The organism is Candidatus Phycosocius spiralis (genome assembly GCF_030158815.1).
GTDB classification, from domain to species: domain Bacteria; phylum Pseudomonadota; class Alphaproteobacteria; order Caulobacterales; family Aquidulcibacteraceae; genus Aquidulcibacter; species Aquidulcibacter spiralis.
In genome coordinates, this window is record NZ_BPFZ01000002.1 from 145835 (window position 1) to 166096 (window position 20262).

General features: G+C 53.3%; 21 protein-coding genes. 14 read left to right on the plus strand and 7 right to left on the minus strand.

Annotated features, from left to right (window positions below):
• Positions 1-9: 9 nt before the first annotated feature.
• The 4 genes from PsB1_RS02375 to PsB1_RS02390 all read right to left on the minus strand — a co-directional run bounded on the left by PsB1_RS02375 (position 10) and on the right by PsB1_RS02390 (position 3521).
• A complete protein-coding gene (locus tag PsB1_RS02375) occupies positions 10-897 on the minus strand; it encodes a response regulator (protein ID WP_284358800.1) in 888 nt (295 codons plus the stop codon).
• 94 nt (positions 898-991) lie between these two features.
• A complete protein-coding gene (locus PsB1_RS02380) occupies positions 992-1981 on the minus strand; it encodes an alpha/beta fold hydrolase (protein ID WP_284358801.1) in 990 nt (329 codons plus the stop codon).
• 2 nt (positions 1982-1983) lie between these two features.
• On the minus strand, positions 1984-2394 hold the full coding sequence (locus PsB1_RS02385) for a DUF1499 domain-containing protein (protein ID WP_284358802.1): 411 nt from the start codon (positions 2392-2394) through the stop codon (positions 1984-1986).
• A 53-nt stretch (positions 2395-2447) separates the two neighbouring features.
• Positions 2448-3521 carry a DUF2855 family protein gene (locus tag PsB1_RS02390; protein ID WP_284358803.1) on the minus strand — a complete coding sequence of 358 codons (1074 nt, stop codon included), beginning with the start codon at positions 3519-3521 and terminating at the stop codon, positions 2448-2450.
• A gap of 116 nt (positions 3522-3637) precedes the next feature.
• Here PsB1_RS02390 and metX point away from each other — a divergent pair, with 116 nt between their 5' ends.
• From metX to ccmB, 4 genes are read left to right on the plus strand one after another with little or no spacing between them, the layout of a single operon-like run.
• On the plus strand, positions 3638-4753 hold the full coding sequence (gene metX / locus PsB1_RS02395; RefSeq protein ID WP_284358995.1) for a homoserine O-acetyltransferase MetX: 1116 nt from the start codon (positions 3638-3640) through the stop codon (positions 4751-4753).
• Positions 4754-4755: 2 nt separating this feature from the next.
• On the plus strand, positions 4756-5376 hold the full coding sequence (metW, locus tag PsB1_RS02400; RefSeq protein ID WP_284358805.1) for a methionine biosynthesis protein MetW: 621 nt from the start codon (positions 4756-4758) through the stop codon (positions 5374-5376).
• Entirely contained in the window at positions 5373-6029 is a 657-nt protein-coding gene (ccmA, locus tag PsB1_RS02405; protein WP_284358806.1) for a heme ABC exporter ATP-binding protein CcmA, read from the plus strand. Before metW ends, ccmA begins: the two co-directional genes overlap by 4 nt.
• Positions 6026-6703, plus strand: a complete 678-nt coding sequence (gene ccmB / locus PsB1_RS02410) for a heme exporter protein CcmB (RefSeq protein WP_284358807.1) — start codon at positions 6026-6028, stop codon at positions 6701-6703. The genes ccmA and ccmB overlap by 4 nt, the downstream gene beginning before the upstream one ends.
• Here ccmB and PsB1_RS02415 read toward each other — a convergent pair.
• Positions 6691-7323, minus strand: a complete 633-nt coding sequence (locus tag PsB1_RS02415; RefSeq protein ID WP_284358808.1) for a TlpA family protein disulfide reductase — start codon at positions 7321-7323, stop codon at positions 6691-6693. The genes ccmB and PsB1_RS02415 overlap by 13 nt on opposite strands.
• A 61-nt stretch (positions 7324-7384) precedes the next feature.
• Between PsB1_RS02415 and argH the strand changes: the two genes are divergently transcribed.
• The 6 genes from argH to PsB1_RS02445 all read left to right on the plus strand — a co-directional run bounded on the left by argH (position 7385) and on the right by PsB1_RS02445 (position 14351).
• Positions 7385-8767 carry an argininosuccinate lyase gene (gene argH, locus PsB1_RS02420; protein WP_284358996.1) on the plus strand — a complete coding sequence of 461 codons (1383 nt, stop codon included), beginning with the start codon at positions 7385-7387 and terminating at the stop codon, positions 8765-8767.
• A gap of 106 nt (positions 8768-8873) precedes the next feature.
• Positions 8874-9089, plus strand: a complete 216-nt coding sequence (locus PsB1_RS02425) for a lipoprotein (protein ID WP_284358809.1) — start codon at positions 8874-8876, stop codon at positions 9087-9089.
• A 7-nt stretch (positions 9090-9096) separates the two neighbouring features.
• The gene (gene lysA / locus PsB1_RS02430) at positions 9097-10359 is read left to right on the plus strand and encodes a diaminopimelate decarboxylase (protein ID WP_284358810.1); all 1263 of its coding nucleotides are present in this window, start codon (positions 9097-9099) and stop codon (positions 10357-10359) included.
• Between the two features lie 29 nt (positions 10360-10388).
• Positions 10389-11063 carry an inner membrane-spanning protein YciB gene (locus PsB1_RS02435; protein ID WP_284358811.1) on the plus strand — a complete coding sequence of 225 codons (675 nt, stop codon included), beginning with the start codon at positions 10389-10391 and terminating at the stop codon, positions 11061-11063.
• A gap of 76 nt (positions 11064-11139) precedes the next feature.
• A complete protein-coding gene (locus PsB1_RS02440) occupies positions 11140-13281 on the plus strand; it encodes a prolyl oligopeptidase family serine peptidase (protein ID WP_284358812.1) in 2142 nt (713 codons plus the stop codon).
• A 32-nt stretch (positions 13282-13313) separates the two neighbouring features.
• Positions 13314-14351, plus strand: coding sequence for an SDR family oxidoreductase (locus PsB1_RS02445; protein WP_284358814.1), 1038 nt, complete (start codon positions 13314-13316; stop codon positions 14349-14351).
• 10 nt (positions 14352-14361) lie between these two features.
• Here PsB1_RS02445 and PsB1_RS02450 read toward each other — a convergent pair whose 3' ends face one another.
• Complete coding sequence (locus tag PsB1_RS02450) at positions 14362-15027, minus strand: hypothetical protein (protein WP_284358815.1); 666 nt, start codon at positions 15025-15027, stop codon at positions 14362-14364.
• 159 nt (positions 15028-15186) lie between these two features.
• On the opposite strand from PsB1_RS02450, the gene PsB1_RS02455 reads away from it, so the two are divergent.
• Genes PsB1_RS02455 through PsB1_RS02465 form a run of 3 tightly spaced genes read left to right on the plus strand, consistent with a single transcriptional unit; the run spans position 15187 to position 18273 of the window.
• The gene (locus tag PsB1_RS02455) at positions 15187-16185 is read left to right on the plus strand and encodes an NAD(P)/FAD-dependent oxidoreductase (RefSeq protein ID WP_284358817.1); all 999 of its coding nucleotides are present in this window, start codon (positions 15187-15189) and stop codon (positions 16183-16185) included.
• A 43-nt stretch (positions 16186-16228) separates the two neighbouring features.
• Positions 16229-16984: a creatininase family protein gene (locus PsB1_RS02460; RefSeq protein ID WP_284358818.1), complete on the plus strand. Its 756-nt coding sequence runs from the start codon at positions 16229-16231 to the stop codon at positions 16982-16984.
• Positions 16981-18273 carry a UbiH/UbiF/VisC/COQ6 family ubiquinone biosynthesis hydroxylase gene (locus PsB1_RS02465; RefSeq protein WP_284358820.1) on the plus strand — a complete coding sequence of 431 codons (1293 nt, stop codon included), beginning with the start codon at positions 16981-16983 and terminating at the stop codon, positions 18271-18273. The genes PsB1_RS02460 and PsB1_RS02465 overlap by 4 nt, the downstream gene beginning before the upstream one ends.
• Here PsB1_RS02465 and PsB1_RS02470 read toward each other — a convergent pair.
• Complete coding sequence (locus PsB1_RS02470; protein ID WP_284358822.1) at positions 18253-19164, minus strand: ATP-grasp domain-containing protein; 912 nt, start codon at positions 19162-19164, stop codon at positions 18253-18255. The genes PsB1_RS02465 and PsB1_RS02470 overlap by 21 nt on opposite strands.
• 71 nt (positions 19165-19235) lie before the next feature.
• On the opposite strand from PsB1_RS02470, the gene PsB1_RS02475 reads away from it, so the two are divergent.
• A complete protein-coding gene (locus tag PsB1_RS02475) occupies positions 19236-20228 on the plus strand; it encodes an adenosine kinase (protein WP_284358824.1) in 993 nt (330 codons plus the stop codon).
• Positions 20229-20262 lie beyond the last annotated feature (34 nt).

Below are 20262 nucleotides of genomic sequence, written 5' to 3' on the forward strand. Positions count from 1 at the left end.
CACAATTCTTTAGGCAGCTTGGGCCTTGGCAACCACTTCTTCTAGACCACTTAGAACTTGATCACGCATTCGGCCTTGCATATCGGGAGATCTAAATAAAACATCAATGGCATTTAAATGTGTCTGGACGATATCGGTGCGTGGCACGCCGTCTCTGCCAAAACGACCCAGATACAAAGCCAATAACTCAGCGACACGGGATAAATGAACATCCTTAATCTCTTCAGAAATCGAGCGAACCTCACTAACTGCACGCATCATTGGCTCCAAAGTATCGGTTCGTCCATCGCGTTGACCATTGAGCAACAGGCCAATACGTGCAATGGAAACGCCCATAATGGATCGCATGGATTCCACAATGTCTTGCTCCGTTGCAATCTCCATTGGATCTCCATAGCGACGATATGGTCCCCTAAATTCTGGGTCGGTGTGACGCCTCCGGCAAGGGCCCGCATAACCGGGATTATCAATGAATGAACGTGGTTTTTCCATCACCTCTCTTAGGCGATCACAAACAGATTTTACCGAAACCGGCTTAAGAATGAATTCATCAACACCCGAATTGCGGGCAAATTCGATCTGACTTTTACGATTATTTGCTGTAACCAGAATGATTGGTGTGCATTTTAATCGATCATTTTGGAGTGCCCGAACCTTACGGGTCAACTCAATACCATCTAGTTTTGGCATCATCCAGTCTGTGATCAAAATGTCGGGACGAACAGAATCAAACGCGGCAAAACCGTCTTCACCATCCACCGCCACTGAAACACTACGAACCCCTAAATTGCGCAAAATCTCAGTTAAAAGCACTCGAAAAAAAGGCTGATCATCAACAACTAAGATCGACATCGACGACAAATCGAGCTTTTGAGGGGATCGTTGATTAATCGCCACGCTTCGCATCCTTAGAGAACATTAATTCTTATCCTGATCAGAGTTAAGAACGCCTTACCTGATGCTGGTTATCTTCTAAAATAAAAGGGTTAGACTATGATGGTTTAGCGAGATCTAAAATGGCATCTTGGCGGACTCGCTCGATCGCTTCTACAACGCCACCACCAAAGATGGGGCCAAGGATGGTGGTGTGATTGGCCGCGTCAATATGAAGCGAGGTTCCACGTGGAGAGAGACGGGCGGCACGCGACTGAGCTTCCTTCCAAGCTTGCCGACTTGGGGTGTTTGTCCCCGCAGTTATGGTAGCAACAGGGATTGCTTTTAAATGGGGGTCAGCCGCGAAAGCCAACTCTACCCCCTTGGTTGTCGCTAATATCTCAGCTGCCGCAGCTTGCATATGCGAAGGGGCACCAAACATACGCCGCTTTTCCTTCAAGGCGATGCCGCTTAACCCAATAGGATTAGCCAAAAAGGGGGCTAAGGGTTTCAGTAATCCAAGATGCGCTAAGGTCGAACCCAGACGGGCAAGGTCTTGGTAGCGCTTGATCCAGATTTGAGCCTCTGGAATGGAAATGGCACTTGGGTCTGCAGCATCAATGAGAACTAAGCCCACCACCTCATTTGGAAATTGGCTGATAAAAGAGCGAGTTAATAATCCCGCCATCGAATGACCTACTAGAATATAGGGCCCTGTCTCCTGAGCAGTCACCAGCAAAGCCTTGAGTTCACGCGCTAGGTTTGCAGGATCGCGCGGGCCGCTGGATGCCTCCGACCAACCGATCCCCGCGCGATCATATGCGCAGGTGCGGCCATGTTTGGCGACCTCTGGTTGCAGATAGCCCCAATCAGCAGCACCCGAAAAAGCCCCTGATTCAAAAATAACGGTTGGCATTCCAGGCTTGGCTTTTCCTTCACAGACAAGGCGCTGTTTGCGCCCATCGAGTTCGATCATCACACCGCGCGGCGGTGTCCCCCATCCCCCACCAGCCATTGCCAACCCCGTCGCCGCCCAAGTCAAGACACCAGTTATGACTATTAAGCCAAGCCGCTTTAGGACTTTCCAAAAAAAGCGTGCCACGCTCACAATCAGTCTGCCAACGCTAGTTTCTGCGCTAGCCACGAGAGCCAGAGACGCACGCGCTTTTCATTCACGCCAAAATCACGAACCCCATATTTTGAGCGCGAGAATACACAGATGGATGCCATGGCGTCGCCAAGGTCAAGGCCTTGGGCCGTGATCCAATCGGGAAAGCCTACCAATGGCGTTTTTTGAATCACCTCAATTTGTAAGCCTGCTTGACGTATCTTGGATACCCGCGGCTGTTTAAGCAAAACCTCCTGCCAAGCTTCCATAACCTCGGTCGCACTGGCCTTAAAGCTTGGTGAGAGCATGTCGGGCTCTTGTACCGCCTTAAAGCTGCTGGGCAGTGCCAAAAACTGGTTGGGCCGCCAGGTCTTTTTGAAGTGGGCAAAATCAAGTGGAAAATCTGATATCATGGTCTTTCAATCCTTATCTTTGTCGGAAAGTCTGCCTATAGGAGCATCAGTTCCTATAATTGGATCATGATACCCGTTTTGGCCGCAACTTCATGATCAAGAAGGCGCTTCCAAGCCTGCTCTGCGCCCGCAAAGCCAAAAGTCTCTTCAATGTCGAGCCAAGCTTGTGAGTCCTGAATAAAAAGGACCAAGGCCGTCTCGATCTCGCGGTTCAATTCTGCCCCACCCAAGCTTAGACTCAACCTTGCCAGATGGGTGGGTGCAAAGAAGAATTGTGGCTTTGGCCCCGGTAAAGGGGAGGAGGCACCCTGTGTCGCATCCCAATGCGCACCGCCAACAATGATGGAGGCTTTTAGCTGATCCTCCAGATGGGTGTGAAGGTCACGGGTTATCTTTGGGTCGCCCGCAAAATCGACGAAAACACTGGCCTCGACCGGCAATGTATCGATGGCCTGATAGCTCACCACTTCATCATAATAACCCGTCGCTTCGACAAAGCCGATGGATTGAGGGGCGGTAAGCCCAACAAGTTTGACCCCACCGCTGCGCTTTAAACACGCATTCATGGCCAAAGCTGTTTTACTTGAAGCGCTCGACGAAATAATGGTTTTAGCCCCCCACACATGCTCTTCAAAAATCCAATTGTCGAGCAAGAAACCCGTCGTAAAGAGCGGCTTAAACAGTGCAATGCGCCCTTCGGTTTCCCCATCTTTTGGGGTTACCACGGCATAATGATTATAGGCTTGGGCCATAGCCTGGCGATGTGGCGCACCATCGCGAAAGCCGAGGGCATTGATCTTGATAGGCTGAACCTTGAGGGCCGTGGCAATGGGAAAAAATCCGTACACACGGGTGCCGACCACAACAGCTTCCACTTTTGAAGCCACAACATCACCAAAGCCCCACACAGGCACGCGCCCCAAATGTTCTGCGCTGGCGGGAAAAAAGTTCCAATAGGCCATAGCGTCGCCAAATTTTGCATAGGTCACATTGTTCGCGGTGAGCGCAAAGCGGGAAATCGCGATTAGGGCTTCGCCTTCCCCAATGGCTTCCTCCGACAAAGGTGTCAGCTTCATGTCATAGAAAGACTGTTTTGCCATTTCCAACACAGAATGACCGTTGTTCATGGTTTTATTCTCCCTAAATTGGCCAGTAAGCAAACGCTAAGCCATGGTCAGGCGACTGGATGAAAATCGAGTACCCTCTCGACCAATTCTTAAAGTCCGTCTATCGCCTTGTCACGATGAACACCGATTTGCAAACCCTCCGATTAGACCAAGGCTTGGTCTTAGATAGTGGGGCCGTCCTGGCACCCCTTGATATTGGCTATCAGACATGGGGTAGGCTCAATAATGCGAAGTCGAATGCGATTTTGATTTGCCATGCTTTGACAGGGGATCAGTTTGTTGCAAGCCCAAACCCGGTCACAGGCCAAGCGGCGTGGTGGGACAATCTTGTAGGGCCTGGTAAAAACATCGATACCCACCGTTATTTTGTGATTTGTAGCAATGTGCTGGGTGGCTGTATGGGTACGTCTGGCCCTTCTTCCAAAAACCCTGATGGACAAGTCTATGGCTTATCCTTTCCCGTAATCACCATAGCCGATATGGTGCGTGCGCAAGCGGCTTTGGTCGACCATTTAGGTATTGAGCGGCTCTTTAGCGTGATCGGTGGCTCTATGGGCGGTATGCAAGTCCTTGAATGGATAGCAACTAGGCCAGAACGCGTCTGTGCGGCCATGCCCATCGCGACAGCAGCACGCCACTCTGCCCAAAATATCGCTTTCCACGAAGTGGGTCGTCAAGCTGTAATGGCCGATCCTGATTGGCATGGTGGCAATTATCTCAAGGTTGGTGCTAAGCCTACTAAAGGCTTAGCGGTTGCCCGCATGGCCGCCCATATCACCTATCTTTCTGACGCTGCCTTGCACCGTAAATTTGGCCGCCGCTTACAAAACCGCGATGAAGTAGCATTTGGCTTTGACGCCGATTTTCAAATTGAAAGCTATCTGCGCTATCAAGGTAGCCGATTTGTGGATCGCTTTGACGCCAATTCCTATCTCTATATCACCCGTGCTATGGATTATTTTGATTTAGCGGCGGGCTATAATGGTCGATTGAGCGAGGCGTTCCAGGCCTTTAAGGGACGCGCCTGTGTGGTTTCGTTTTCATCCGATTGGCATTATCCTCCCGCCGATAGCCGCCATATCACACGCGCCATGATTGGGGCCGGGGTTGAAGTATCCGCGTTTGAAGTTGAAACCGATAAGGGCCATGACGCCTTTTTATTAGATGAGCCTGAGTTCCATGACGCAATGGCAGGTTTTTTGGCCGCCAGCGCCGCCGATCAAGGCTTGTGAGCATGGCCATGCATACACAACGCGCCGACCACGAAATCATCTTAAAGGCCGTACCGACCGGGGCGCGGGTGCTTGATGTCGGGTGCGGTGACGGTATATTGCTGTACCGCTTAAAGAATGAGCGTAACGCCATAGTGCGTGGGATGGAGCTCAGTCAATCCGGCGTAAATGCCTGCGTGGCCAAGGGTCTATCGGTTGTGCAAGGTGATGCCGATATGGACCTAGCGCTTTATCCCGATGATGCCTTCGACATTGTGGTATTGTCGCGCACCATTCAAGCCACTCGCCGACCCCAAATGATCCTACAACAAATGCACCGAATTGGTGCTAAGGCGGTTGTTTCCTTACCTAACTTTGGCTTTTGGCAAGTGCGTCTGTCTCTTTTATTACGCGGCCGGATGCCTGTGACCCAAGGCTTACCGGATAGTTGGCATGAAACCGAAAACGTGCATTTATGCACTTTGCTTGACTTTGATGATCTGGCCAAGGAAAACGGATTTGAAGTTGAATCTGTAACTTCAATCGCCGCACGACGCGCCAGTGCCCCTTCATCACGCACCAGCAGCACCCTAAACTGGCTCTCGGAGGAGGCCGTTTTTGTGCTTAAGCGGGCCAAGCCATGACGTCGGCTTTTTCACCTGCCCGCTTTTGCCACCGCTTAGTGGTAAACCAGCTTAGGTTACAACGCGGTTTTCGGCTCTTGGTGGATGGGCTTGATCTTTGCGTTGAACCGGGGAGTGCTTTTGCCATTCAAGGCCAAAATGGCAGCGGGAAAACCACTTTGCTCCGCGCTCTGGGCGGCCTTCATCGACCCGCAGCTGGCAGTATCGCCATAGAAGAAGCAGGCCCTGCAAGGGAAGAAACATTGGCCGAGCGATCGTTTCTGGGCCATCAAGATCCGATCAAATCGAGTGAGCGTCTGTTCGAACAGTTGCGGTTTTGGGCTGACATCGTTGGGGCCAAGAGGGAGCGGGTGGACGAGGTATTAAACCAAGTTGGCCTGATCCATCAAAGTGGCTTGCCCGGCGGGGTGCTTTCAGCCGGACAGCGCCGACGTGCAACGCTGGCGCGGCTTTTATTAGAAGCACGTCCCATTTGGCTTTTAGATGAGCCTGCTGCACCCCTTGACCAAGAAGGGCGCACGCTTTTGGGTGCTTTACTGGATGACCACCGAAGCGCAGGCGGTATTGTGATTGCGGCCGTCCATGACCCCTTACCTGGACGGCCAATGGAAATATTGTGGTTGGGCCAAGCTGCGATGGCGCTAGCATCATGAGTTTATTGAGCGGCTGCCTAGCGCTTATTGGGCGTGAAATTCGCTTGGGCTGGGGTAGTGGTGGGGGTGCTTTTTTGTCCGCCAGCTTTTTCGCCGGTGCCGTCATGGTTGCACCCTTTGCCCTTGGCCCATCACCAGAAAGCTTGGGCAAGATCGGGCCTGGCTATTTGTGGCTGGCCTTGACCTTGGCCAGTCTTGTTTCCCTTGAGCGCTTGTTTCAAGCCGACCTTGAAGACGGCACGCTGGACCAAATGCTGCTATCGGATATGCCCCAAAGCTTGCATGTTTTATGCAAAATCATTGGGCAATGGGTTGCGACCGCTTTGCCTCTTTTGGCAATCAGCCCTATTGGTGCGCTCTTGGTGCGGGTAGAGCCCCAATTGATTGGCCCCTTATGTTTTCAATTAAGTGTTGGAAGTCTTGGTCTTTTTTTGATTGGATCGATTGGGGCGGCTTTAGGTGCCAGCACACGGCGCGGCGGGCTTTTGGTATCCTTATTGGTGTTACCCCTTTATGCGCCAAGCGTGATTTTTGGGGCGGGAGCTTCTTCTAACCTCGCGTTAGACGGCGCACTCTGGAGCCAACCGTTTTTATTCCTGTGCGCTTTGGTTTTGGGTGCTTTGGCCTTAGCCCCTTTTGCCGCAGCTGCAGCACTTCGTATTCACGTGGATTGATCGATCGCCGCCTTGATCAATGCGCGCGCTTCGGCACTATTCCAATCGGCTTCCCCGGCAAGACGGGCGATTTCCTTGCCCTGACGGTCATAGAGGATGGAAGTCGGGAAGCCGCGCGCTTTTAAAGGGTAGACAATCGCCATCTTTGGGTCATGATAAAAAGGCAATGCCCCTTTGCTGAGCTTGGCTAATTCTTCTTTGGCTTCCTTTGCTGTATTTTCTTTGTCCACGCTGATCGCGACCACACTAAAGTTCTTACCGCCTAAGCCCTTTTGTAAGGCCGCTAAGGTCGGCATTTCGGTGACGCAGGGCGCACACCATGTCGCCCACAAATTGACCAACACCACTTTACCTTTGAAAGCTGCCAATTGAATGGGTTTTCCGTCTGGTCCGATGAAGGTTTCTGCGGGCTGGGCCGGTGCTTGATCGGCGATCTGTAGACCAATGAGGGAGCCCGCTTTAAAGCGCGCAAAGTCCCTGCCACCGCCATAGATTGGCACAAGCTTGTAAACTCCGTAAAGAAGGATACTGACAACCAAAATAGCCAAGACCGCAACCCACGCGGGCTTGGGTTTGGTTGGTTTTCTTGGCTCATTAAGATCAGGTTGCTGCTCATTCATGTCGTCATCACATCCCTCTAAACCGCCACAAGCCAGTTTGGGTCTATCCCAAGGTCAAACCATGTGGGGTGGCCGATTTTCCGCCAGCCCCGATGAAACCATGCACGCCATCAATGCATCCATCGGTGTTGATCACCATATGTGGCGCGAGGACATCGCCGGGTCAAAGGCTCATGCTGCAATGCTTACCGCCACGGGTATTCTTACGCAGGCCGATGGCGAAGCGATACAAGCGGGCTTAGACGCCATTGAAACTGAAATTGAGGCTGGGACATTTCCTTTTTCAGTCGAGCTTGAGGACATCCACCTCAATATCGAGGCAAGGTTAACAGAGCGCATCGGAGATGCCGGTATGCGCCTGCACACCGGTCGCTCGCGCAATGATCAAGTGGCCACCGATTTTCGCCTCTGGGTTCGAGGCGCTCTTAGCCAAGCCCACGAAGCCTTGAGCGGATTGATGCGGGTTTTGGTGGTGCAAGCCAATTGTCATGGGGATGCGATCATGCCTGGGTTTACGCATCTGCAAACGGCCCAACCCATCACCCTTGGCCATCATTTATTGGCCTATGTGGAGATGTTTGAGCGCGACCGCATTCGACTTGTGGCGGCAAGCAGCCACTTAAATGAAAGCCCCTTAGGCAGTGCCGCTTTGGCCGGAACGCCTTTTCCAATTGATCGGGAAAAAACCGCCCAAAGCCTGGGCTTTGATCGGCCGATGGCCAATTCCATAGACGGGGTCGCAAGCCGGGATTTTGCGATGGAAGCACTCAATTGTTTGGCAATAAGTGGCGTGCATCTATCGCGTTTAGCCGAGGAAGTCGTGCTTTGGACGTCGCCACAATTTGGCTTTGCGCAGCTGTCAGACGCATGGTCAACGGGCTCCTCCATCATGCCCCAAAAGCGCAATCCCGATGCAGCAGAGCTGATCCGGGCGAAAGTTGCGCGCATCGCATCCAACGCCCACTGCCTGATGATGATCGTCAAGGCCCTGCCATTGGCCTACGCCAAGGACCTACAAGAGGACAAAGCACTGACCTTTGAGGCCTTTGAAGCCTATTTATTATGTGTCGGGGCGATGGCTGGTATGATGGGCACGATCGTCTTTAACCGCCCCGCCATGCGCAAGGCCGCGACCTTTGGCTATTCCACCGCCACAGATTTAGCCGATTGGCTGGTACAGAACTTAAACATGCCGTTTCGTGAGGCACACCATGTCACCGGGGCCGTGGTTAAAGCGGCGGAAGCCGCTGGCATTGGTGAACTGCGGGAGGTGCCATTGACGACGTTTCAAGCGATTGAACCGCGTATCACGATGGAAGCTATAGCGCTGTTATCAGTTGAAGCCTCGGTAGCGTCACGCACCTCCTATGGCGGGACAGCGCCAGTGCGGGTAAAAGAGCAAGTGGCGCGCTGGTGCCAATCGCTAACTATGAACACCAAATAGACCATAAATTGCAGTGGTGTTAGGTTTTATAGCTTGCACACCTCCCCAATGGCCCTATCTGCCCGTCAAATGCATTCATCAAGTTAAAGTCTAAGAAAGCCCACCCATGAAAGCCAAGCTGTCTCAATCTTTTGCTCTGCTCGCGCTCGTGTCGGCCTGCGGAACCAAAGGGCCTTTGGCAAAAGCACCTCCTATGTGGGGTCCTGATCGGGCAGCCTATGATGCGCAGCAGGCCGAAAAAGCCGCGGAAGCGGCAGACAAAACGGCCAAGAAACAGGCAGAAAAAACCTCATCCAGCGCCACAACCGACATACCCAAATAGGCCATCCATGCGTTTTTTTGATTATCTGGATGGTACTTTATGTGCAGAAGCTGTGCCATTGGCGAAAATTGCCGCGGCAGTCGGCACGCCAGTTCATGTCTATTCGCATGCTACATTAGAACATCACTTTAAGGTGATGAAAGCCGCCTTTGGTGACTTACCCGTCCATATTTGCTATGCTGTAAAAGCCAATTCCAACCGCGCGGTGATTGCCACTATGGCAGCTTTAGGAGCTGGTGCGGATACGGTCTCAGAAGGCGAAATCCGGCGTGCGTTACATGCAGGCATCGCGCCACAAGGCATTGTTTTTGCGGGCGTGGGTAAAACAGATCAAGAATTGCGCTTTGCCATAGAAACCAAGGTGCGCCAGATCAACATTGAAAGTATGAGCGAATTAGAACGCATTTCAACCATCGCGGCAGAGCTGGGTCAGGTGCAAGATGTGTGCATCCGGGTTAATCCAGACGTTGGCGCAGGCGGTCACGCCAAGATCACGACTGGCAAAGCCAGCAATAAATTCGGGGTTAGCCAAGACCTTGCTGAAAAACTTTACGGCTTAGCCGACCAAATGCCGGGGGTTCGCCCTGTCGGTCTTTCGGTCCATATTGGCAGCCAGATTATCGACCTTGCCCCTATGGAGCTGGCCTACCAAAAATTGGCTGATTGTGTGGTGCGGCTTCGCACACGCGGCTTGGATGTATTTCGTTTGGACTTAGGTGGGGGCCTTGCTGCTACCTATGATGAAAACGGGATTGGGCCGGATTTGGCCGCTTATGGAACGATGGTGCGCAAATTGGTGGGTCATTTGGACGTTGAGCTTGAGATTGAGCCCGGGCGGCTGATTGCAGCGAATGCCGGGGTTCTGGTATCGCGGGTTATTGTTACCAAGGAAAATGGCGGCAAGTCCTTTTTGGTGGTCGATGCAGCGATGAATGATTTGATCCGACCAGCACTTTATGAGGCCTATCACCAGTTACTGCCCATCCAACAGGCCAGACCAGATGCCGCGCTTACCCCCATCGATGTCGTAGGTCCCGTGTGTGAGACCGGCGATACATTTGCCGAAGAACGCCTTATGCCGCCCATTCAATCGGGTGAGCTGTTGGCGTTTATGAGCACGGGTGCTTATGGGTTTGCGATGGCTTCAACCTATAACTCGCGCCCCTTAGCCGCCGAAGTGATGGTCAGCGGTGATCGCTGGCAAGTGGTGCGGCCACGCCAATCCTATGAAGACATGTTCGGCACGGAAATTTTGCCCGACTGGCTTTAGCCCCCTATTTCAGAGATGAGAGCCCCAAAATGCCCAGCCAAGACACTCCGTCCAAGACAACCCCACCACCCCAAGCCGGGGCGAGCTGGGTCAGGCTTCTTAGCGATCTGGGACCTGCTTTGGTGTTTTTTGTCGCTTATTCCCAAGCTGAGAAGCATGGGGTGCCTGCATTTGCCAAAGCCATTAGTGGCGATCAGGCCGTCTTATTTGCCACCACGTTTTTCATTCCCGCAGCGGTGGCTGGCTTTGTGTTCTCCTATTGGAAAGAGCGAAAGATCAGTTCGATGGGCCTGTTCACCTTCGTGATGATCACGATTTTTTCTGGCTTAGCATTATGGCTTAAGAATGATATTTTCATCAAAATGCGTCCAACCCTGGTCTATAGTCTGATCGGCTTAGCTTTATTGGGTTCAGTCTTGCTCAAGCGCAATCTTGTGAAAGCCTTGTTTTCTGGCGCGCTTCATATGCCAGATGTGCAATGGCACGGTCTGGCGCAACGGGCGGGCCTTATGTATCTTAGCCTTGCCATGATCAACGAAGCGGTGTGGCGTACCCAGCCTTTGGTGGTGTGGGTGACTTATAATACTTGGGGTGATATGGCGATCAATATGGCCTTTTGGATAATCAATATGATCTTTTTGGCCAAATATTTTACCGACGCAGATGGCAAGCCACTTATGGACGAAACAAGGGACAAGGCATGAGGCACATCTCAAGACACAACGACCTGACCAAAATCGCATTTGGCTTTTTTGCTTTTAACTTTGACTTGAGGTGATCATGAATCGTCGCACCCTTTTGACCGCTCTATCTTCAACAGCGCTAGGATTTTTAGCTTTGAACACATCAGCCCTGGCCCAAGCTGCATCAGATGCGGCCCAAGCCGACCCTTTTTTATGGCTTGAAGAAGTTGAAGGCGAACGCGCGCTCACATGGGTACGGAGCCAAAATGATCGCACTTTGCCTAAGCTGAAGAACGACCCTCGCTACGCGAAGCTTGAAGAAGATGCCCTCAATATCATACGGGCCAAAGATCGCTTGACTTTTGGCTCTTATGCCAGTGGCTATGTCAGCAATTTCTGGCAGGATACCGACCATGTACGCGGCATCTGGCGGCGGGCTGACTTTAAGGCTTGGCGCGACGGTAAACCCATGTGGGAAACCGTACTTGACATAGATAAATTGGCCAAGGATGAGGACAAGAACTGGGTCTATCAAGGCTCAAACCCGCTTGATCCCCATGATCTTTGGAACACCAAAGTACTGCTCGAATTGTCCAATGGCGGCAAAGATGCCGATACCAAGCGTGAGTGGGACGTGAGAACACGTAGCTTTGTTGTGGGTGGCTTTGAACTGCCCGAAGCCAAGTCTTCGGCTGTTTGGGTTGATCAAGATCAGCTGTTGGTCGCCACCGATTGGGGCGAGGGCACAATGACGGAAAGTGGCTATGCCTACATCGTCAAGCGCTTAAAGCGCGGTCAGAAGCTGAGCCAAGCCGTTGAAATCTTCCGTGGTACGCCAAAAGACGTGTCAGCCGGGGCTTACCGGGTCGATGATGGGCAGACCTACCATTATTTTCTATACCGCAGCCCTACCTTTTTTACGACCCAAACCTATTATCTTGGCCCTAAAGATGTTGCGTTGATGCTGGATTTGCCCAGCAAGCATAATTTGGTCGGCATGCGGGACGGGCAAATCTATCTGACGCTGCAAGAAGATTGGACGCCGCGCGGTGCTAAAAAAGCGATTGCGGCTGGTGCTTTAGTCAGCGCGCCTTTAAGTCAACTCACCGCCAAAACAGGGGCGATCAAAGTCACGACCCTTTACACACCTGGCCCCCGCGAAGCATTGCAAGATGTGTCGATGGCAAAGGATGGGCTTTATGTTACCTTATCGACCAATGTGAAAAGCGCTGTGCGCCACTATCAGCAAAACACCAGTGGTAGCTGGTCTTTTAAACCCGTGGCCTTGCCGGCCAATGGGGTGGCCTCAGTTGTGGATGCGGGCGTACGCCAGGACGAAGTCTTTTTTGCCTATAATGACTTTATCACCCCACCGTCGATTTTGTTTGCGCCCAAATCCGATGTTGCGCCGGTGACCGTACAAGCCCAAGCCGCGCGCTTTGACGCTTCAGGGCTAGAGGTCAATCAATTTGAAGCGACCTCCAAGGATGGCACTAAAATCCCCTATTTTGTGATCGCCAAAAAGGGCTTGGTCTTAGACGGTCAGGCCCCGACTTTGCTATATGGCTATGGCGGCTTTGAAGTGTCTATGTTGCCCAATTATTCGGCGATGAACGGTAAATTATGGCTAGAGCGCGGTGGCGTTTATGTTTTGGCCAACATTCGTGGTGGCGGGGAATTTGGCCCCGCTTGGCATACAGTGGGCCTCAAAGGCAAACGTCAGGTGATTTATGATGATTTCATTGGCGTTGCTGAAGATCTGATTACCCGCAAAATAACGAGCCCACGCCGACTTGGCATTCAAGGTGGTTCCAATGGCGGGCTTCTCATGGGCGTGATGATGACACAGCGCCCAGACTTGTTCCAAGCTGTAGTCTGCCAAGTGCCTTTGCTGGACATGTTGCGCTATCACAAGCTACTGGCGGGCGCGTCTTGGGTCGATGAATATGGCGATCCTGATGTGGCGGCGGAGCGGCCTTGGCTGGAGAAATTCAGCCCCTATCAGAACCTCAAAAAGACCAGCCCATTCCCTGAGGCCTTTTTTATGACCTCCACCAAAGATGACCGCGTGCATCCGGGCCATGCGCGCAAATATGCCGCCAAAATGGAAAGCTTGGGCATGCCCTTCTTCTATTATGAAAACATTGATGGGGGTCATTCGGCGGCGGCCAATCTGGTTGAAAGCGCCAAGCAACGCGCTTTAGTAGCTACTTATCTCCTGCAAAAATTGATGGATTAAAGCGCCGCAATTGTCCGCAAGGAGTTGTGACTATGTCTAAGCAAGGTGTCGTGCTGGTGACCGGTGGGTCTGGCTATATTGGCGGCTTTATCATCGCCCAATTGTTAGAGGCGGGCTATGAAGTCCGCACCACGATCCGTAATTTGGGTCGGGAGCCTGAGGTGCGCGAGACACTTAAGAAACTCACCCCTAATCTCGACCGTTTGAGCTTCTTTGCCGTTGACCTGATGCGCGATGGTGGTTGGGCTGAGGCGATGGCGGGGGTTGATTATGTGCAACATGTCGCCTCCCCTTTTCCCGCGAAGAACCCCGATCACGAAGATGATTTGATCATTCCAGCGCGCGAAGGGGCATTGCGGGCGCTACGTTTTGCCCGCGACGCCAAGGTTAAACGGGTGGTCCTCACATCCTCCATGGCCGCCATGGCCTATGGCCACGAAAGCACCCGGACCGCACCCTACACCGAAGCTGACTGGACCGATGAAAACAGTCCACGAACCGGCAGCGCCTATGTCAAATCAAAAACCATCGCGGAGCGTGCGGCTTGGGCCTTTATGGCCAAGGAAGGCGGCGCTATGGAGCTTACAGCGGTCAATCCCAGTGCCGTAATTGGACCTGTTCTTGGCCCAGATTTTTCTACCTCGGTCCAGATCGTCGAAAAGCTTCTCAATGGGGCCTATCCTGGCATTCCACGCTTGGGCTTCTGTTTGGTTGATGTGCGTGACATTGCCGACTTACATGTGCGCGCCATGACCCATGAAAAAGCGGCTGGTGAGCGCTTTATGGGCGGGTGTGATTTTTATTGGATGGAAGAGATCGCGCGGGTACTCAAGGACGATTTGGGTACCCAGGCACGCAAAGTGCCATCGGGTCGCTTACCAAGTTGGCTCGTGCGCTTGATTGGACTGGTTGATCCCGTTGTTAAAAGCATTCAGTTTGAGCTTGAACAAGTCAGAATTGTCGATAGCTCCAAAGCCAAAACCATGCTGGGTTGGGCACCGCGTCCGGTGCGCACCAGCATCACCGATACTGCACGCAGCTTGATCCGCGAAGGCATTATCCGATTGTAATTGGCTTAGACTAACCTGGTTTAACGGTGCCTAGGAAGCCAGCGATAAACACAAGGATCAGACAGGTCCAAGACCAAAAACCGACCTTACGCAATGCACGGCGCAGGGGTTGTTCTATTGCCCAATCGGTCCTACGTTCAGTCAAATCCATCACCCATTGATCCATGGATTGCGCACTTTGATCCCTAAAAAAAGCAGCGGCAAAAAGGGCGCTAAAAGTGAACGCTTTTAGCGCAAGCCAAGCGTCGAACAAGGGTCCCCAACCCAGCGTAGATGTCAATCCTATTATACCAAAAAATGCAGCACAAACAAGCTTTAATCCCTGCTCTATCTCTTTGAGGCGCGCCACAATTGTGGGGTTTTTGGCCCCATATATGGCCCAAATGAGCCCAAACCATAGAACCGAAACTAGCCAAACGAAGCGAAGGCCCCATGTCGGCACATCCCAATAGCCCGCAAGATCAACCAAGCTCAGCGATAAGGGCAAAGTGACCACCCATGCCATTCGGGGTCCCATTTGCAAGAGATGATAGAGCCGCACGATTTCCAGCCGTGTATCGATGGATTTGCCGCGGGCAAAAATGGCGTTGTTTAAAACAGCAACACCCAAGCCCCCGCCCAGCCAAACCGCAAAGGCCAGCACGTGCAGATAAACCAGAATATCATAAAGGCCCATAGAATCTCCGATGGGGGGCTCTGCTCTCGCGCTAACTACTCCACACGAAGGCGACAGATGCAAGTTCGTGCGCTGGGCAAAGGTGTGTGCGATACAGATGCGTTGGTGCCTGTTCTCACTCCAATAAAGCGCTACCTTAAGCCTTGAAGGGATGATCAATTGCACAAGATTGCGATCATTGGAACAGGGGTGGCGGGCTTATCGTGCGCGCGGGTGTTGGCGCGTGCTGGCGTCTCTGTCTCTTTGTTCGATAAGGGCCGGGGGCCCGGCGGGCGCTTATCCACGCGCCGGGTTGAATGCCCCTATGGACCAATCAGCTTTGACCATGGTGCCCAGTATTTCACGGCGCGTGACCCCCACTTTAAAGCCGAAATTGCGCAGCTTGAGGCCTTGGGCTTTGTAGCCCGATGGCCTGGCCGTTTCCTTCATATGGCCCAAGGCGGCCACACCAAAAGCTTGAGCGCGGAGGCGCTTTATATCGGCACACCCGGCATGAACGCCCTGGTGCGCGGGCTGGCGCGTGACCTAAACCCCACTTGGGGCCAGCGGGTTGCAGGCCTGATCGGTGAAAAAGGGGCGTGGCAATTGGTGTTTGAGGACGCAACCCAAAGCGAAACCTACACCCACATTATCTGCGCTGTGCCCGCTGAACAAGTCGGCGATTTGATTGGCCGTGAGGCCCCTAGCCTGAAAGTATTAGCGCAAGCTGTATCATCGCAACCTTGTTGGACTGGCATGTTTGGGTTTGAAGCGCCCTTGGACTTGGACTGGGATTTGATGCGCTTTGAGGATCACCCGGTTTTGGATGTGGTTTCAACCAGCCTGCATAAGCCAGGACGAAGTGGCCCCCCTGCCTATGTCGTGCAGGCCCGCGCGGATTGGTCCGTAGCGCACCTTGAAGCACCCGCAGACGTGATAGCCGAAGCTTTGCTAGAGGTATTGTTGAGCTTAAGCGACGCCACACAGAAGCCGCTGGTGAGCTTGGCGCACCGCTGGCGCTATGCCCGGGTTGACGGACAACATGGGGTTGGCTGCGCGTTTGACCCTGAAAGCGGGATTGGTGTGTGTGGCGATTGGCTCAGCGGCCCACGCATTGAATCGGCGTGGCAATCGGGCCATGCTTTGGGTGACAAACTTCTCCAAGAGCTGACAGTATAAACTAGATGCGCTTAATGGCGCTTGATCGCATAAGGATTTGACGATGTTTTTGTCTATGGCCACCTGGCCCGAAATCGCGCAGCGGCTCCAAGATGGCAAACGCGGCATCATCATTCCCATCGGCAGCCATGAGCAGCACGGCCCAACCGGTTTAATCGGAACCGACGCTTTATGCCCTGACATCATTGCGCGGGAAGCCGAAAAGCAAGATGACCTGTTGCTGGCACCCCCTTTCAGCATCGGCATGGCCCAACACCATATGGCATTTCCGGGATCCATGACCTTGCGCCCATCCACCATGATTGCAGCGATTGTGGATTGGACCGCTAGCCTCACGCGCGCTGGTTTTGATCGGCTTTATTGGATCAACGGCCATGGCGGCAATGTCGCAACGATCCAGGCCGCATTTGCGGAAACCTATGCGCCTTATTCTTTGCGGGGCGAGGCAGCACCCTTTGCCCATATGCTCAAAAACTGGTGGGAATTGCCTCAGATCGAACGCATCTGCCTCGATTTCTTTCCAGTGGGCCATGGCTCCCACGCCACAGCGTCCGAAGTTGCCGTCACCTATTGGGCCTATCCAGAGCGGGCCAGTCTTGGGAACGTGACATTAAACCCCAAGATCGCACCCAATGGCCCCATTCGCGATGCCGCCGATTATCGTGGGCGCTTTCCTGATGGGCGCATCGGCTCTGACCCTACCCAAGCCACAGCCGAAATTGGCGGCAAGATTGTCAGTGCTGCGGCCAAGGCCCTGATCACGGACGCCAATCAGTTTTTTGCGGAGACGCATGGATGAGCCAGCCCGATCAAGCCCCCGATCAAGCCCCCGATCAAGCCTTTGACGTGATCATTTCAGGTGGCGGGCTGGTTGGGCTAACCCTTGCCTTGGCGCTGGATCAAGGAGGCTTAAAGATCGCCGTCATTGACCGGCTTGCTGCAGAGGCGGTGTTGGAGGAAAGCTTTGATGGCCGCGCAGCGGCGATTGGTTTTGCCGCTTATCGGATGATGGAAACCCTTGGCATTGCCCAGCATTTGGGTGAGGTGCAACCGATTGAGCATATTTTGGTCAGCGATGGCCGCATCGGCACACCGGGACGCCAAGGCGGCCCCTCTGCCCTTACATTGCATTTTGACCACCGTGAAACTGGGTCAGGAACCGAGCCTTTGGGCTGGATGATAGAAAATCGCCGCAACCGCTTGGCGTTAGATATTCAAGTCGCGACACGACCGGGGATCACGCGCTTTACCCAAGATGAGATTTTGGACATCCAAGTCGAACCAGGCGCTGTACGTGCCAAACTGAAATCTGGCACTAAAATCACCGCCCCTTTGTTGGTTGGGGCGGAAGGACGGGGCTCATTTGTGCGCAAAAAAGCCGGCATTCGCACGTATGGGTGGGGCTATGATCAAACCGCTATCGTCACCACTGTGGCGATGGAGCAGCCCCATGGCGGGGTCGCACATGAATATTTTTTACCAACCGGCCCCTTCGCCATCCTGCCCTTAACGGGCAATCGCGCCAATATTGTGTGGTCGGAGAAAACATCCCGCGCCAAGGCGCTGTTAAGCCTGAGCCCTGCTGCACTGGAAGCCGAATTAGCGCGCCGCTTTGGCGATTTTCTAGGCAAGGTAACTTTAGACGCACCCGTCTGGTCATGGCCACTGTCCTTGGAACTGGCGGCCACTTGGGCCAAACCACGGATCACTTTAGCGGGCGACGCGGCCCATGGCATCCACCCCATCGCCGGGCAAGGGCTCAATCTGGGTTTAAAGGACGTTGCCGCTTTGGCTGAAACACTTGTTGAAGCCAAAGCCTTGGGCCAAGATTTAGGCGACTTAACAGTATTAGAGCGCTACGCCCAATGGCGGCGCACCGATACTATGACGCTGGCGATCTCATGTGACGCGTTTGTGCGCCTCTTTTCCAACGACATTGGACCGATCCGGGCGCTACGCACCTTGGGACTTGGTTTGGTAGATGCCCTTGGCCCTGCGCGGCGGTTTTTTGCGAGCCACGCCGGAGGGGATGTCGGGGATTTGCCACGCTTGCTGCGCGGGGAAAGCCTAAGCCCCGCCCTCAACTAGGCGCGCCATCACTGCTTGGGCCAAGAGCTTCGCACCATGATGGCCGCCTTGGCGATCGAGCTTGAGATAAAGCCAAGGCTCAATCAATTCCAATTCCATCAACAGCCAATTCAGGTCTGGACCACGCACCAAATCAACCCGGGCATAGGTCAATTCCAAATTGTCCGTGGCTTTTAGGATCGCATTTGCTGCTTCAAGCGCCCCATCGGGCGCATCAATCCCTGTCTCCACAGCACCAAACTGGCCCTGGGTGCGGTAATCACCTGCTTTGGGCTGCTTGATCAGAGCATGGGAAAACTGCCCGCCAAAAAACAACATGGATAACTCACCCTCATCCGCGACATGGGGCAAGAAGGGTTGGATCAAAGCACCTTCTGGGGGTAAAAGTTCGGCGGGGGGCACGTCTTGCCCGCGCTTGAGCCGCGCTTGACGCCAAGCGCCCGCGCCAATGCGCGGCTTAATGATGATCTCATCGGCGGCCAGAGCATTAAAACTCGAAAGTATCACCGAAGGTGTGCAAGCCTCCACCATTAAGGTCGGCGGAACCGGGGCACCGCGCTTCGCCAAGTCATACAAATAGCTTTTATCCATATTGGCGCGCACCACATGTCCTTCATTCAAGAGTAAAGTCCCTGCCGCCTCAATCTCTTGAAGGCGCGCTAAAAACAGGGCCTGCTGTTGGGGGTAATTCCATGCCAGAAGCGGCAAGACCGCCGAACACGCGGCCCAGTCTTGGCCTGAATCTTGCCAGAATACAGGTTCGATCATGACCCCATGGGGCGCAAAGGCACCTTGTAGCAAATCCAGCTGCGTGTGGGCATAATCAGGCTCCGCACGGTCCGGGCGGCTTGGATAAAATTCATGGGTGACAAGCATGGCGATTGGCTTCATGCCCAAGCCGCTAGCGCCAAGTTCCGCAAACGTCTAGTGCAACAGGCTATACACCTGCGCTTGGAGCCCTCATGCCTACCTCATTTGATGTTTGCGGTATCGGCAACGCTATTGTCGATGTCATCGCCCCTGCCACCGAAGCCTTCTTGGCGGAACATGGCATTGCCAAAGGCGCGATGACACTGATCTTTGATGAGCCTATGGTGGAAAAGCTCTATGCCTCTATGGCACCAGGCCAAGAAACATCGGGCGGCTCAGCGGCCAATACATTAGCTGGTATCGCGTCATTGGGAGGCAAAGGGGCCTATATTGGTAAAGTCGCCGATGACCAATTGGGCAAAGTATTTCGCCATGATTTAAACGCAGGTGGGGTAGCATATGATACGCCACCCTTTACCCATGGCCCTTCCACCGCACGCTGTATGATCAATGTCACCCCCGATGGCCAACGCTCGATGAGCACCTATCTTGGTTGTTCGATCCTCTTATCCCCAGAAGATTTAGACACCGTGAAGATCACCAATGCGCAAATCGTATTTCTAGAAGGCTATTTGTTTGATGCCGATGAAGCCAAAACGGCCTTTATCGAGGCTTCTAAACTTGCCCATAATGCTGGCCGCAAAGTCGCGCTGACCTTATCGGACCTATTTTGCGTCAATCGCCATCGGTCGGCCTTCGCCGATCTGGTCGCCCATCACATCGACATTTTATTTGCCAATGAGGAGGAAATCAAAGCCCTGTATGAGGTTGCAGATTTTGATGCCGCTTTGGCCGCTGCTCGCAAAGATTGTGGTCTTATTGCCCTTACACGCTCTGAAAAAGGTTCGGTTCTGGCGCGTGGCGATGAGATTGTCAGCGTTGACGCTGAACCTGTATCTGCCGTGATCGATACCACCGGGGCTGGCGACCTTTATGCGGCGGGTGTACTTTTTGGTCTCGCGACTGGGCGCAGCCTTGAGGTATGTGGCAAGTTAGGATCTTTAGCGGCCGCTGAAATCATCTCCCATTTTGGTGCGCGTCCACAAACAAGTCTTGCTGCCTTGGCCGCTGCCAAGGGGCTTTAACCTGCGCTAAACCGCTTTCCATGTTCAAGGGCAA